Below are 13,791 nucleotides of genomic sequence, written 5' to 3' on the forward strand. Positions count from 1 at the left end.
TATAAAATAATTTTATAAATCTTTTAGCATCCACACATTACAAGAATAATGGCCTGTGTTCCCTAATGGTTCTTCTAAATCTATGAAACCGTTTTTTCGATATAGTGTTGTTGCAGCTTTCATATAAGGTAAGGTTTCCAAGTAACACTGCTTAAAGCCTTTTTCTTTTGCTTTATTCAAACAAAAGTTGATTAGTTTACTTCCTAAACCTTTACCTCTTGCGATAGGTAAAAAATACATTTTTTGAAATTCACAAACACTTCCTTCAAAATTATCTAATTGAGCAAAGCCTGCACCACCTACTACGATACTATTATATTCAACAACAAAATACCCTGCTTTTTCTTTTTGGTAGCTCTCATACATTTTATCTGTAGCTTTATCTTCGTAAGCAGTGCCTACTTTAGGAGCGCCAAGTTCGATTAATACTTCACGAATAACCTTAGCCATTTCGGCATTATCTTGTGGTTTTATTTCTCTAATAATAAAATCAGATGGAGTCATAGGAATATAGTACTTTTGCAAGAGCAAAGTACCCAAAAAAACACGAGTTTTCATGAAGAAATTCATTTATTTTTTACCTTTTTTATTACTAATAATTAGTTGCTCGGTAAAACAAAAACCAATCTTTTTAAAAGTTGATGATATAAAGCTTTTATCAGCTTCTACTGATACTATAAGAGTTGGTGCTAACGCTTATTTTGAAAACCCAAACGATATAGGTGGTAAAATTTCTACTGATGAGATTAAAGTATTAATTGATCAAGTAGAGGTAGCACAAGTTTCTTCTGAAGAATTTAAAGTCCCTGCCCGTAAAGAATTTTATATTCCGTTAAAGGTTGTAATTCCTTCAAAAAGAGTATTTGAAAATAATAAAAATGGGATTTTAGGAGGAATTTTAAACTCATTGATAAATCAACGTCTAAAAGTTCATTTTAAAGGAGATTTGAAATATAAAGTTTTAGGATTTTCACATGTATATCCAATTGATAAAGTAGAAGATATTAAAATTAAATTTTAACGCTGTGAATCACGAAAAGTATATACAACGTTGTTTAGAGTTAGCAAAAAATGGAATAGGAACTACAAGGCCTAATCCTTCTGTTGGAGCAGTAATTGTGTATGAAAATAAAATAATAGGTGAAGGTTTTACATCACCTTATGGTGGGCCACATGCAGAAGTGAATGCTATTAACTCGGTTCAGAACCAAGATTTATTAAAAGAAGCAACTATATATGTCACGTTAGAACCATGTTCGCACCATGGAAAAACCCCACCCTGTGCCGATTTAATTATAGATAAAGAAATACCTAATATCGTAATAGGCTGCCTAGATACTAATAACTTGGTGGCAGGAAAAGGTATAGAGCGACTTAAAAAAGCTGGTAGAAATGTGACTGTTGGTGTTTGTGAAGAGGACTGCAAAGAGCATCATAAACGCTTTTTTACTGTTCAAAACAAAAAGAGACCCTATATTATTTTAAAATGGGCAGAAACTAAAGACGGATTTATAGCTCCTTTAACCAAAGATGAACAAAAACCAGTATGGATTTCCAATAAATATTCTCAGCAACTAGTACACAAATGGCGTAGTGAAGAACATGCTATTTTGGTGGGAACTAATACAGTGATAGCAGACAATCCGTCATTAACTGTTCGTAGCTGGAAAGGTAACAACCCTGTAAGAGTTGTTATTGATAAAAACTTGCGAATTCCGTCAGAGGCAACTGTTTTTGATGAAAACGTACAAACAATAATTATAACAGAAGTAGAGAAGGAGATAAGTGTCATTTCGAACGATAGTGAGAAATCTCAAAAACTCATTTACGAACAAATCGATTTTTCTTCTCAAGTAGCAAAACAAATCTGTGAGGTATTACATAAACATCAAATACAATCGGTAATTATTGAAGGTGGAGCGCAAACATTACAAACATTTATCGATGCAAATTTATGGGATGAAGCTAAAGTGTTTATTGGTGATGTAAGCTTTGGAGAAGGAGTGAAGCGTCCAATTTTTGACGCTAAGCTATCTTCCGAAGAAAAAACAGATAACGATATATTAAGAATATATAGAAATGATTAAAAACATCATTTTTGATTTTGGTGATGTATTCATCAATTTAGACAAAGAAGCAACTTATAAAGAACTTGCAAAATTAGGAGTTACTGAAATTTCTGAAGAAATGATGCAACAATATTATCAGTATGAAATGGGATTAATTTCTACCGATGAGTTTGTGTCTTTTTTCCATGATAAATTCAATATTTCAAAAGAAGATTTAATTCGTTCTTGGAACGCCATTTTATTAGATTTCCCTAAACACCGGTTGAGTTTTTTGAAAAAATTAGCCACTAGTAATCAATACAGATTGTTTTTATTGAGTAATACAAACGATTTGCATATTTCTTGGATTCAAAATGAATGGGGTAAGGAGTTGTATAGTGAGTTCAAGGACTGTTTTGAGCAATTTTACTTATCGCATGAAGTCAACTTTAGAAAACCAAATGCAAATATCTTTGAGTTTGTATTACAAAAGAACGACTTACAACCTTCTGAAACTTTCTTCATAGATGACACCAAAGAAAATACCGATACTGCGCAACAGTTGGGTATCCATGTATGGAATAACTGTCCAAAAACAGAGGATGTAGTTGATTTACTAAAACGAAAAGAGTTTGCATCGTGATATACTTAATTTTTAGCATTCTTATTTCCAGTTTACTATTTGTTATTTTTAAACTTTTTGATGTTTGTAAAGTAAATACTTTACAGGCCATTGTTTTAAACTATGCCGTAGCGTTGTCTTTTGGCTTTGTCCATACAGAAGTTTCTATACCAGTCACTGAGATACCAGGTCAACCTTGGTTTTTAGGAGCTTTTGTGCTAGGTTTTTTATTCATAGCTGTATTTAACGTTATGGGAGTCACCGCGCAAAAAAATGGATTATCTGTAGCATCAGTGGCGGGAAAAATGTCGGTAGTAATACCTGTAGTTATCGGAATCTTCTTATATAATGAGAGTATAGGTTTTGTAAAGATTATTGGAATAATTTTAGCATTAGTAGCTGTATACTTATCGTCTGCTAAAAGTGATACTTCTCCTGTGAAGTTTAAGAATTTATTGTTTCCGCTATTGCTTTTTTTAGGTTCAGGGAGTATTGATACATTATTAAAATACACAGAGACCACATATGTTCCCAAAGAAGCTGTACCAATGTTTTTATCAACTATTTTTGGCTGTGCGTTGCTTTTTGGTCTTTTTATTTTTATAGCTCAATTACTAAATAAAAAAGGACGTTTTGAATGGAAAACACTACTTGGAGGAATTGCTTTAGGGATTTCTAACTATTATTCTATGGAGTATCTATTAAAAGCATTACAAACAAAAGGGCTCGAAAGTTCTACAGTTTTTACTATTAATAATGTATCAATAGTGATACTAACCACAGTGTTTGCTCTTGCGTTTTTTAAAGAAAAGTTGGTTAAGAAAAATTGGATTGGTATTGGGCTTGCCATAATTAGTATTTTATTAGTAGTTTCGGCGTAATGAATGAAGAAATAAAAGACACTTATAAAACGATTACAAAACCTTCGGAAGAAACCTTGTTTAAAGACCGAAACAGCAAGTTTTTCGGTTATGCTTTTCCTGTTTTTTCTGAAGAGGATATTAAAGAACGGTTAGAAGAGCTCCGTAAACAACATCATACGGCACGTCATCATTGTTATGCGTGGCAATTAGGAACCGAAAAGATTCGTTTTCGTGCGAATGACGATGGGGAACCCAGTAACTCAGCTGGTCAGCCAATTTACGGACAAATACAATCTTTTAATGTAACTAATATCTTAATTGTTTCAGTACGTTATTTCGGAGGAACTAAACTTGGAGTAGGAGGGTTGATTAATGCTTATCGGACTTCCGCTCAGCTAGCTTTAGAAGCTTCTGAAATTATTGAGAAAACCATAGATATTCATTACAAGTTAAAGTTTGGATACGATATGATGAATAAAGTGCAACGTATTATTAAAGAACGAAACCTGGATATTATCAATCAAAAATTAGAATTAGACTGCGAATACACTATTTCGGTACGAAAAAAAGAAGCACAAATGATTTTCGATATTTTTGATAATCTATTCAAGGTCAAGATTAAAGAGATTGAATAATTTTATTTATTAAAAATTAAAATATTTTATAAAGAAATGGAAAAATTTAATCCAAATAAAGTAGAAAAAAAAATTACTAGAACTGATTTTGAAAAAGTAAAAACAAAAAATTTTATATCTAGCATAATATATTTTTTTTTATTAATTGCTTGTGGTTTTGTTGTTTTTTTTATGGAAAAGAAATTAGGTCTTTTCCAAGTTGTTTTTTCTTTCTTATTTGTATTAATTTTTTATTCTATTGCTGATAAGATTTATTACAATAATCCTAGTAAAGATTTTAAAGAAAAGACAAAAATAATTACACAGGTTAAAGTGCTAAATAAAAGGGTTAATTTTAAAACAAGTTCTGATCAAAGTTCAACAGAATACACAGAATATATTATAGAATTTGAAAAGCCTAGTGATATCAGTCATTATTATTTAAGTTATGAGAATTACAGTAAAATAAGGATAGGAGATGTTATAAATTTAGAGTATAGCAAACATTCTAACATTATTTTAAAAATGACTTGGAAAAATGACTTGGAAAAATGACTTGGAAAAATGAAAGTATTGAAAATAAAAATTACTTTTATGAAAAATAAGTGTTTATCCGTAGATTAATAATCTATTTTTTAAGTTAACGCATTTTACAATTTGATTTTAAGTATATTAAAATTACTTTTATCTCAGATTTAACTTAAAAAATATGAAAATGAAAAAACTAGCCTTCGTTGTATGCCTTTTCATGTCTTTTCAACTTTTTTCGCAAGCGGAAATGAAACTTACGAAAGAAAATATTTGTAGAGGCACTGCTATTAGTGTAGTGGCGAATGTAAAACCTTTTTTAGAAAATGGTATTCCTAAATCAGAGGTTTTACAAATGGGTAAAGAATTGGTAAAAGAAGTAATTAAAGATGCTCCTGCTAAAGCATACGATTTATTAAAAGCTAAAAAATCTCGAGACGAAGTTATAGAAATTCTTTACAAAGACTTTATGAAGTTAGACGAAAAAACAATGCTAAAGTTTTTGTTAAAACCAGATAATGATGTTTTTGACGACGAGGAAGACGATTATTAATATACTTAACCTAAGAAAAGAATTTCGCTATTGTATAAATATAATAAAAAAACATGATAAAGCTAAAGATAATAAATTTTCCATCTCCTAATGAAAAAGAAAATATTGGAAAAATTTTTCTCCTTATAATTTTTATAAGTTTATTCGTATCATTTTTTTTTGAAAATAGAATTTTATCTATATTTCTTTTTTGTTTTTTCACCTTATATCTATTTATTTTTAATTTAACTACAAATAAAAAATTTGAAATTCATCATAAAATTAGCACAACTAAAGAGTTTCTTAAATTAGATAAAAGAGGACTAAACATAGAAGAAGAATTTATAGAGTGGGAGAAACTAAAGGGTGTTAAAATTTCTATTAAAGTTCATAAAGGAATGAATAATAATAGAGGAAACATACAACATTACCACGGATATGAATTCAACTTCTTTGAATATGAGTTATATGGTGAAAAATATAAACATAAATTTTATATAGAAGATAGAAACTCCCTAAAACAAATAAAAAAAGACATAAAAGAATTAATCTTACCTAAATTATATTCTTTGAAAAATATAAAACGAGAAAATATACTAATTGGAGAGCTTGAATACAAACAACTTCAAGAGTTCAAAAAGAAATATGATATCAATAGGATAAATGATGATATTTATTTTAATTAATAAGTTTGGAGGAATGTGAACTTTAAATGAAAGATATTTTATAATAATTATGAAAAGTTAAAAGAAACCTAACCAATATCAAAAACTCTCATAACCCTCTAAAAACCAAAACATTTTAGGTTACTTCAAGAATTATTCGTAAATTTGCACGCCTTTTTACGAGTACAGATTTAAAAAGGGCAGAAAAAAACATTTATTAAGTTTAATTTCTCTTGGCGTTAGTATCGTTAAAAATCTGGTTAACAAAAAGATACAAATATTTATTTCAGACATGTCTGAAGAAACAAAAAAAACAGCAGAAGCTGTAAATCCAGCAGAATTTTTAGCAACCTTTAACTGGCACAAATACGAAGAAGGTATTGATGAAGTTGATGAGTCTAAATTACAAGAATTTGAAAAAGCCTTAGAAGGTACTGTAGGGTTCGTAAACGAACGCGATGTTATTGAAGGTGAAGTAGTACGTATTACTGATCGTGATGCTATTATCGACATCAACTCTAAATCTGAAGGTGTAATTTCGTTAAACGAATTCCGTTACAACCCAAGTTTAGCTGTTGGAGACAAAGTAGAAGTATTAGTTGACAAAAGAGAAGATTCTTCTGGTCAATTAGTATTATCTCACAAAAAAGCACGTGTAATCAAAGCTTGGGATCGTGTTAACAACGCACATGAAACTGGTGAAATCGTTAACGGTTTTGTTAAGTGTAGAACTCGTGGAGGTATGATCGTTGATGTATTTGGTATTGAAGCATTCTTACCAGGTTCTCAAATTGATGTGAAGCCTATCCGTGACTACGATCAATATGTAGAGAAAACTATGGAATTCAAAGTTGTGAAAATCAACCACGAATTTAAGAACGTAGTAGTATCTCATAAAGCGTTAATCGAAGCTGATTTAGAAGATCAAAAACGTGAAATTATCGGTCAATTAGAAAAAGGACAAGTACTAGAAGGTGTTGTTAAAAACATTACTTCTTATGGTGTATTTGTTGACTTAGGAGGTGTTGACGGATTAGTTCACATCACTGATTTATCTTGGTCTCGTATCAACCACCCGAATGAAGTTGTTGAATTAGATCAAAAATTAAACGTTGTAATCTTAGACTTTGATGATAACAAGTCAAGAATTCAATTAGGTTTAAAACAATTATCTGCTCACCCATGGGAAGCTTTAAATTCTGAATTAAAAGTTGGAGATAAAGTAAAAGGTAAAGTAGTTGTTTTAGCTGATTATGGTGCATTTGTAGAGGTTGAAGAAGGAGTAGAAGGATTAATCCACGTATCTGAAATGTCATGGTCAACACACTTACGTTCTGCGCAAGATTTCGTAAAAGTTGGTGATGAAGTAGAGGCTCAAATCTTAACATTAGACCGCGAAGAGCGTAAAATGTCTTTAGGTATGAAGCAATTACACCCAGATCCATGGACTGATATCACTACTAAATACCCAGTAGGTTCTAAACACACTGGTACTGTACGTAACTACACTAACTTTGGTGTATTTGTAGAGTTAGAAGAAGGTATCGACGGATTAGTATATATTTCTGATTTATCTTGGACTAAGAAAATTAAGCACCCATCAGATTTCGTAACTGTAGGTGATCAATTAGAAGTACAAGTATTAGAATTAGACGTAGAGAACCGTAAATTAAACTTAGGTCATAAGCAAACTCAAGATAACCCTTGGGATGCTCATGAAGCTACGTATGCAATCGGATCTCTTCATGAAGGTACTATCAAAGAGAAAAATGATAAAGGTGCAACTGTAGTATTTGCTGATGGTGTTGAAGCTTTCGCTCCAACTCGTTTCTTAGAAAAAGAAGACGGAGGTAAATTAGCTAAAGGTGACGAAACTAAGTTCCAAGTAACTGAGTTTAGTAAAGAGTACCGTAGAATCGTTGTTTCTCACACTTCTATCTTTAGAGAAGAAGAACAAAAGAACATCAAAGCTGCTGCTGCTAAAGCTCAAGAAGTAGAAAAAACTACTTTAGGAGATATCGGTGGATTAGCTGAGTTAAAGAAGAAAATGGAAGGAAAATAATCCTAACAATTTCTTAAAAATTATAAACCGTTAAACTTTAAAGTTTAACGGTTTTTTTAGTTCCTTATGTAACAAATGTTACAGTTAAAGCTCTCTCTTTTTAAAGGATACTTTCTTAAATAGCTTTATATTTGCTCATCAATTAAAATTAATATGACACTTATTAAATCTATATCAGGTATTAGAGGTACTATAGGCGGAAATACAGGTGATAATTTAACACCTATAGATGCTGTAAAATTCGCAGCAGCTTATGGTACATTTATAAAAAAGAAAAACTCAGAAAAAGAAAAAATAACGATAGTTATAGGTAGAGATGCTCGTATATCGGGTAAAATGATAAGTAACTTGGTAGCAAATACCTTAGTTGGATTAGGAATTGATGTAATCGATTTAGGTTTATCAACTACACCAACTGTTGAAGTAGCTGTTCCTCTTGAAAAAGCCGATGGAGGTATTATTTTAACTGCATCACATAACCCGAAGCAATGGAATGCTTTAAAGCTTTTAAATGGAAAAGGAGAGTTTTTAAATGGTGAAGATGGAACAGAAATTTTAAAGATAGCTGAAAATGATGCTACTATTGAGTTTGCTCAAGTTGACGATTTAGGGCTATACAAAAAAAAGAAAGACTATATAAAAAAGCACATTAAAGAGGTTTTAAAACTTAATTTGGTAGACGTAGAAGCTATAAAAAAAGCCAACTTTAAAGTAGTTGTTGATGGTGTAAATTCTACAGGAGGTATAGCAATACCTGCTTTGTTAGAAGAGTTAGGCGTAAACTGTGTAGAATTATACTGTGAGCCAAATGGACACTTTCCGCACAATCCAGAACCTTTAAAAGAACACTTAACCGATATTTCTGAATTAGTAGTTAAAGAAAAGGCTGATTTGGGTATTGTAGTAGATCCAGATGTAGACCGTTTAGCGTTAATTTCTGAAGATGGATCTATGTTCGGAGAAGAATACACCTTAGTAGCTTGTGCCGATTATGTATTAGGTCAATTAGGTGGCGGTAATACAGTTTCTAACTTATCTTCTTCAAGAGCTTTACGTGATGTTACTGAAAAACATGGAGGAAGATACACAGCTAGTGCAGTAGGAGAGGTGAACGTAGTACAAATGATGAAAGATACCGATACAGTGATTGGAGGAGAAGGTAACGGAGGAATTATTTATCCTGAATCTCATTATGGACGCGATTCATTAGTTGGAGTAGCTTTATTCTTATCACATTTAGCACATAAAAAAACATCTTGTAAAGAGTTAAGAGATTCATATCCTAGCTATTTTATGAGTAAAAATAAAATCCAATTAACACCACAAATTGATGTTGATAAGATTTTAGAAACTATGGCTAGTAACTATAAAAACGAAGATGTAAATACTATTGACGGAGTAAAAATTGATTTTGCTGAGGAATGGATACATTTACGTAAATCGAATACTGAGCCTATTATCAGAATTTATACAGAAAGTACTAGTCAAGATAATGCAGATGCTTTGGCTAAAAGATTTATCACTGAAATACAACAAGTAATAAATATCTAAGCAGGTATATCAATACTTTAATAACAAAGTGTTATAAATACGTTAATATTATAACTATTTTAGGCTAACTAGTAGTATACTGCTAATTTTACGCAACATAACAAACAACTAGAAATTTCAACTATGGATTTAGAACAGTATTTTGATAAGTTCAGAAAAAATATTGTAGGTATAAATCAAACTTTTCAAACACCTTATGGCGAAAAGAAAATGATTTATACAGATTGGACTGCAAGTGGAAGACTATATCGACCAATAGAAGAGCAGCTTTTAAATAAGTTTGGTCCTTTTGTAGCCAATACTCATACAGAAACTTCAACTTCTGGAGCAGCTATGACTTTAGCTTATCATGAAGCACGAAATATTATCAAACGTCACGTAAATGCATCTTCAAACGATGTGTTAATTACGGAAGGATCTGGTATGACAGGTGTTGTAAATAAATTTCAACGTATTTTAGGATTAAAAATAAATGAAAATTTAAAAGAAAATACGCAGGTTCCAGAAGAAAAAAGACCTATCGTTTTTGTAAGCCATATGGAACACCACTCAAACCAAACTTCTTGGATTGAAACTATAGCAGATGTGGAAGTAGTTCCTTGTAATGATGAAGGTTTAGTATGTTTGGATAAGTTTGAAGAAACCATAAAAAAATATTTAGATAGACCAATTAAAATTGCTTCTATAGTCGCAGGATCTAATGTAACAGGAATAAAAACAGATTATCATAAAGTAGCCTCATTAATTCATCGTTATGGAGGTTTATGCTTTGTTGATTTTGCTTGTTCTGCACCTTATGTTGATATTGATATGCATCCAGAAAACGAAGATGAGTATTTAGATGCTATTTTCTTTTCTCCACACAAATTTTTAGGAGGTCCTGGAAGCTCTGGAGTATTGATTTTTAATAAAAAGTTGTATAAAAACATGGTTCCTGATAACCCGGGAGGAGGTACAGTTAGCTATACAAACCCTTGGGGACAACACGATTATTTTGATGATGTAGAAACTCGTGAAGATGGAGGTACACCAGCTTTTTTACAAACAATTAAAATCGCTTTGTGTATTCAGGTTAAAGACCAAATGAGTACAGATAAAATAAAAGAACGAGAGGACGAAATCAACCCTATAATCTTTAATTGTTTAGAAAATTTAGAAGGTGTTAAAATTTTAGCTCCTAACCATAAAGATCGTTTGAGTATTTTTTCTTTCTATTTTGAAAAATATCACTTTAACTTGGTTGTAAAGTTATTAAACGACCGTTTTGGTATTCAAACTAGAGGAGGTTGTTCATGCGCTGGAACCTATGGCCATTTCCTATTAAATGTAGATCAAATAAGATCAAACGAAATAAAAGGACAAATTTTAGAAGGCTGTAATACAGAAAAACCAGGTTGGGTACGTTTATCAGTACACCCAACAATTACAAATGAAGAAGTACAATTTATTTGTGACTCGTTACAAGCATTAGCTAATAATATTGAAGAATGGTCTAAAGACTATATGTACGACATTACTAAAAATGATTATGTACACAAAACTATTGAGCCTGTTGAAAAACAGTTAGTAATTGATTGGTTTTCGTTATAAAGTAATTATGACACACTTAAGCAGCTCTTTTTTAGAAGACAACTATTTAAACATTAAAGAAGACTCTATATCTGGAAGGTGGGTGACACTAACTGATATAGAGCCTTTATATTTAGGCTTACAAAATTCTGAAATTCAAACAAAAACTATTGGAGAATCGGAAGAGGGAAGAGCCATTTATCAATTAAAATTAGGAAAAGGAGAAAAAAGAATTCTCATTTGGAGCCAAATGCACGGAAACGAAAGTACTGGTACCAAAGCTGTATTTGACTTTTTAAACTTTATTCAACGTTTTCCTACCCACGAAATAACTCAATCTATTTTAGCTAATTGTAGCATTACTATTGTACCAATGTTAAACCCAGACGGGGCACAAGCGTATACTCGTGTAAATGCTAACGATGTAGATTTAAACAGAGATGCTGTGAAGCTACAAGCAAAAGAAAGTAAACTTTTGCGTAGCGTTCTAGAAGAGGTAAATCCTGAGTTTTGTTTCAATCTTCATGATCAAAGAACCATTTTTGGTGTTGAAGGGACAGAAAACCCTGCAACAATTTCTTTTTTAGCCCCTTCAGAAGAAGAAACAAGAACAATTACTGAAGGAAGAAAAGAAACCATGAATGTAATTGTAGCAATGAATAATTTATTACAAGAAATTATACCAAATCATATTGGTCGTTATACAGATGAATTTTACCCAACTGCTACAGGTGATAATTTTCAAAAGTTAGGACACAATACTATACTTATTGAAGCTGGTCATTTTGCAAATGATTACGACAGAGAAGAAGTTAGGAAATACAACTTTTATGCGCTAATACAGGGAATTTATCACATTTCTTTAGCAAAAAGCTTCAATAATTTCGAAAAATATTTAGCTATTCCTAACAATATCAAGAACTTCTATGACGTGATTTATCGATCAAAAAATAATGAAAAAGATGTCGCATATCAGTATGTAGAAAGTATAGAAAATGATAAATTTGCACTCGTTTTAACAAAAGAAAAAGAAGGGGATTTATCTATGTATTTAGCCCATAAAGAATTCATAAAAAATAGTTAAAAATTCTTTTTCTTTCAAATAAAACTTATTTTTTTTAGAAAAAAATCATATTTTAGCAATATTACTTGAAGAAAACAAAAAGAATGAAGAAGTTCATACTAGATGAGATTGATCATCAAATTTTAGACATTTTAATTGAAAATGCTCGTACACCATTTACAGACATCGCAAAAAAACTGTTAGTATCGGCAGGTACTATACATGTACGTGTAAAGAAAATGGAAGACGAAGGAATTATTCAAGGGTCTACATTAACCTTGAATTATGAAAAAATGGGGTATTCGTTTATTGCTCATGTTGGGATTTTTTTAGAGAAAACATCTATGACACAACATGTTCTTGATAACTTACGCCTAATTCCAAATGTAACAGTTGCATACGTAACTGCAGGGAAATATAATATTTTCTGTAAAGTACGCGCTAAAAACACTAATGATGCTAAAGATATTATTTATAGAATAGATGATGTTCATGGTGTAAATAGAACGGAAACAATGATTGCTCTTGAAGAGAGTATCAATGATAAAAAACGCTTAATGCACGCTATTTTTAAAGATATTTAAAAACTATTTTTATAAAATGTAAAAGGGTAGCAAAATTTTGCTACCCTTTTTATTGTTTAACTAATTAAACTTTTTAGAATATAAGTTTTTTGTTAGTTTATTTTAAATTTTCAAATTCTTCCTTAGAAATCTCACCAGAGTTAATTTTTCTTAACTCTTCCATTTTTGATAAGATGAAGTTATGTAAACCTTCATCAATATCAGCTGGTTTCTTTAAGTCCTGACGTAAAGCTCCTGGCAAGACATAGTTATCATAGTAGTAAAAGAAGTTGTAATCAAAACTACTTACAGTTAAGTCATAATCTCCTAGTAAATATCCTAAACGAAAAGCTGAACGACGTTGCGCAGGTGTACCATGGTGTCCAGGGCTAGTTGTATTATAGTCACCAATAGAAGCAGCAAAGTTATATGCTGGTGCTGCTTGTGTCCAAGTAGCGTTATATCCATTTGGTTTTTTAATATAATAACCTGCAAAACCATCAGCTTCTAATTCAGTTGCTCTAGCAGTGCTTTCTGACCTTGAAGGTAAGTTGTTTTGGTATTGTAACTGATGCCCAATTTCGTGAGCTTGAACCATAGCACAAGAAATTCTTCCTCCTTGGCTTAAGGCCATATTATATAATTCTTCTCCAAAAATAACATAACCAGCACCATAAGAAATAGCATTTGCTGTTCCAGAACCTTTAGCAAAATGTAACGGAACAGTACTAATGTTAAATACATCAGCTATTTTAACGTTTTGGTTATTTAAGAAGTTTGTTTCTGATTGGTTTACGATAGTTGAACCAATGTAAGCGTTTTGTCCCCAGTTACCATCAATATAACTACATACTTCATGAGAATGGGTGTCAAATAATTTAGCATTTGGATTATCAACAGGGTTAGTGTCGTTATCACTACAGCTTACCATTAGTACGGCTGCTGTTGCTGCTAATATGAAGGGTTTTAAATTTTTCATTTTTCTTTGATTTAAATCATATAAAAAGTTAATTAATTAAACAATCAATAACCTAAGCGTTAAAATGATAAAAATATTGCCCTTTGTTTAAATAAAAACAAAAATCACATAGCTATTAATTTTAGATTTTAA

15 protein-coding genes are annotated in these 13,791 nt (G+C 31.1%); 13 read left to right on the forward strand and 2 right to left on the reverse strand.

Annotated elements, in window-relative coordinates:
- Positions 1 to 12: 12 nt before the first annotated feature.
- On the reverse strand, positions 13 to 504 hold the full coding sequence (locus ACQYZ7_RS10895; protein ID WP_430729920.1) for a GNAT family N-acetyltransferase: 492 nt from the start codon (positions 502 to 504) through the stop codon (positions 13 to 15).
- 52 nt (positions 505 to 556) lie between these two features.
- On the opposite strand from ACQYZ7_RS10895, the gene ACQYZ7_RS10900 reads away from it, so the two are divergent.
- From ACQYZ7_RS10900 to ACQYZ7_RS10960, 13 genes are all read left to right on the forward strand, one after another.
- Positions 557 to 1,021 carry an LEA type 2 family protein gene (locus ACQYZ7_RS10900; RefSeq protein ID WP_430729775.1) on the forward strand — a complete coding sequence of 155 codons (465 nt, stop codon included), beginning with the start codon at positions 557 to 559 and terminating at the stop codon, positions 1,019 to 1,021.
- Between the two features lie 4 nt (positions 1,022 to 1,025).
- Positions 1,026 to 2,087: a bifunctional diaminohydroxyphosphoribosylaminopyrimidine deaminase/5-amino-6-(5-phosphoribosylamino)uracil reductase RibD gene (ribD, locus tag ACQYZ7_RS10905; protein WP_430729776.1), complete on the forward strand. Its 1,062-nt coding sequence runs from the start codon at positions 1,026 to 1,028 to the stop codon at positions 2,085 to 2,087.
- On the forward strand, positions 2,080 to 2,691 hold the full coding sequence (locus ACQYZ7_RS10910) for an HAD-IA family hydrolase (RefSeq protein WP_430729777.1): 612 nt from the start codon (positions 2,080 to 2,082) through the stop codon (positions 2,689 to 2,691). Before ribD ends, ACQYZ7_RS10910 begins: the two co-directional genes overlap by 8 nt.
- Entirely contained in the window at positions 2,688 to 3,551 is an 864-nt protein-coding gene (locus ACQYZ7_RS10915; protein ID WP_430729778.1) for an EamA family transporter, read from the forward strand. Before ACQYZ7_RS10910 ends, ACQYZ7_RS10915 begins: the two co-directional genes overlap by 4 nt.
- On the forward strand, positions 3,551 to 4,168 hold the full coding sequence (locus ACQYZ7_RS10920; protein WP_430729779.1) for an IMPACT family protein: 618 nt from the start codon (positions 3,551 to 3,553) through the stop codon (positions 4,166 to 4,168). Before ACQYZ7_RS10915 ends, ACQYZ7_RS10920 begins: the two co-directional genes overlap by 1 nt.
- 36 nt (positions 4,169 to 4,204) lie before the next feature.
- Positions 4,205 to 4,702, forward strand: coding sequence for a hypothetical protein (locus tag ACQYZ7_RS10925; protein WP_430729780.1), 498 nt, complete (start codon positions 4,205 to 4,207; stop codon positions 4,700 to 4,702).
- A gap of 160 nt (positions 4,703 to 4,862) precedes the next feature.
- Entirely contained in the window at positions 4,863 to 5,228 is a 366-nt protein-coding gene (locus ACQYZ7_RS10930) for a hypothetical protein (RefSeq protein WP_430729781.1), read from the forward strand.
- A 377-nt stretch (positions 5,229 to 5,605) separates the two neighbouring features.
- Complete coding sequence (locus ACQYZ7_RS10935; RefSeq protein ID WP_430729782.1) at positions 5,606 to 5,893, forward strand: hypothetical protein; 288 nt, start codon at positions 5,606 to 5,608, stop codon at positions 5,891 to 5,893.
- Positions 5,894 to 6,164: 271 nt separating this feature from the next.
- On the forward strand, positions 6,165 to 7,934 hold the full coding sequence (gene rpsA / locus ACQYZ7_RS10940) for a 30S ribosomal protein S1 (protein WP_430729783.1): 1,770 nt from the start codon (positions 6,165 to 6,167) through the stop codon (positions 7,932 to 7,934).
- A gap of 153 nt (positions 7,935 to 8,087) precedes the next feature.
- On the forward strand, positions 8,088 to 9,485 hold the full coding sequence (glmM, locus tag ACQYZ7_RS10945; protein ID WP_430729784.1) for a phosphoglucosamine mutase: 1,398 nt from the start codon (positions 8,088 to 8,090) through the stop codon (positions 9,483 to 9,485).
- Positions 9,486 to 9,608: 123 nt separating this feature from the next.
- Complete coding sequence (locus tag ACQYZ7_RS10950) at positions 9,609 to 11,075, forward strand: aminotransferase class V-fold PLP-dependent enzyme (protein WP_430729785.1); 1,467 nt, start codon at positions 9,609 to 9,611, stop codon at positions 11,073 to 11,075.
- A gap of 7 nt (positions 11,076 to 11,082) precedes the next feature.
- Positions 11,083 to 12,138: a M14 family zinc carboxypeptidase gene (locus ACQYZ7_RS10955; protein WP_430729786.1), complete on the forward strand. Its 1,056-nt coding sequence runs from the start codon at positions 11,083 to 11,085 to the stop codon at positions 12,136 to 12,138.
- 83 nt (positions 12,139 to 12,221) lie between these two features.
- A complete protein-coding gene (locus ACQYZ7_RS10960) occupies positions 12,222 to 12,701 on the forward strand; it encodes an Lrp/AsnC family transcriptional regulator (protein WP_099214393.1) in 480 nt (159 codons plus the stop codon).
- Between the two features lie 97 nt (positions 12,702 to 12,798).
- Here ACQYZ7_RS10960 and ACQYZ7_RS10965 read toward each other — a convergent pair whose 3' ends face one another.
- On the reverse strand, positions 12,799 to 13,659 hold the full coding sequence (locus ACQYZ7_RS10965) for a metalloprotease (protein ID WP_430729787.1): 861 nt from the start codon (positions 13,657 to 13,659) through the stop codon (positions 12,799 to 12,801).
- Between the last annotated feature and the right edge of the window lie 132 nt (positions 13,660 to 13,791).

It is taken from the genome of Tenacibaculum sp. SDUM215027, from assembly GCF_050566205.1.
In the GTDB taxonomy this organism is placed as follows: domain Bacteria; phylum Bacteroidota; class Bacteroidia; order Flavobacteriales; family Flavobacteriaceae; genus Polaribacter.

What these genes read in the sequence shown, in the direction of transcription:
- ACQYZ7_RS10895 (WP_430729920.1), bottom strand. Translation starts at nt 504, where the DNA reads ATGACTCCATCTGATTTTATTATTAGAGAAATAAAACCACAAGATAAT.
- ACQYZ7_RS10900 (WP_430729775.1), top strand. Translation starts at nt 557, where the DNA reads ATGAAGAAATTCATTTATTTTTTACCTTTTTTATTACTAATAATTAGT.
- ACQYZ7_RS10910 (WP_430729777.1), top strand. Translation starts at nt 2,080, where the DNA reads ATGATTAAAAACATCATTTTTGATTTTGGTGATGTATTCATCAATTTA.
- ACQYZ7_RS10920 (WP_430729779.1), top strand. Translation starts at nt 3,551, where the DNA reads ATGAATGAAGAAATAAAAGACACTTATAAAACGATTACAAAACCTTCG.
- ACQYZ7_RS10925 (WP_430729780.1), top strand. Translation starts at nt 4,205, where the DNA reads ATGGAAAAATTTAATCCAAATAAAGTAGAAAAAAAAATTACTAGAACT.
- ACQYZ7_RS10930 (WP_430729781.1), top strand. Translation starts at nt 4,863, where the DNA reads ATGAAAAAACTAGCCTTCGTTGTATGCCTTTTCATGTCTTTTCAACTT.
- ACQYZ7_RS10935 (WP_430729782.1), top strand. Translation starts at nt 5,606, where the DNA reads ATGAATAATAATAGAGGAAACATACAACATTACCACGGATATGAATTC.
- rpsA (WP_430729783.1), top strand. Translation starts at nt 6,165, where the DNA reads ATGTCTGAAGAAACAAAAAAAACAGCAGAAGCTGTAAATCCAGCAGAA.
- glmM (WP_430729784.1), top strand. Translation starts at nt 8,088, where the DNA reads ATGACACTTATTAAATCTATATCAGGTATTAGAGGTACTATAGGCGGA.
- ACQYZ7_RS10950 (WP_430729785.1), top strand. Translation starts at nt 9,609, where the DNA reads ATGGATTTAGAACAGTATTTTGATAAGTTCAGAAAAAATATTGTAGGT.
- ACQYZ7_RS10955 (WP_430729786.1), top strand. Translation starts at nt 11,083, where the DNA reads ATGACACACTTAAGCAGCTCTTTTTTAGAAGACAACTATTTAAACATT.
- ACQYZ7_RS10960 (WP_099214393.1), top strand. Translation starts at nt 12,222, where the DNA reads ATGAAGAAGTTCATACTAGATGAGATTGATCATCAAATTTTAGACATT.
- ACQYZ7_RS10965 (WP_430729787.1), bottom strand. Translation starts at nt 13,659, where the DNA reads ATGAAAAATTTAAAACCCTTCATATTAGCAGCAACAGCAGCCGTACTA.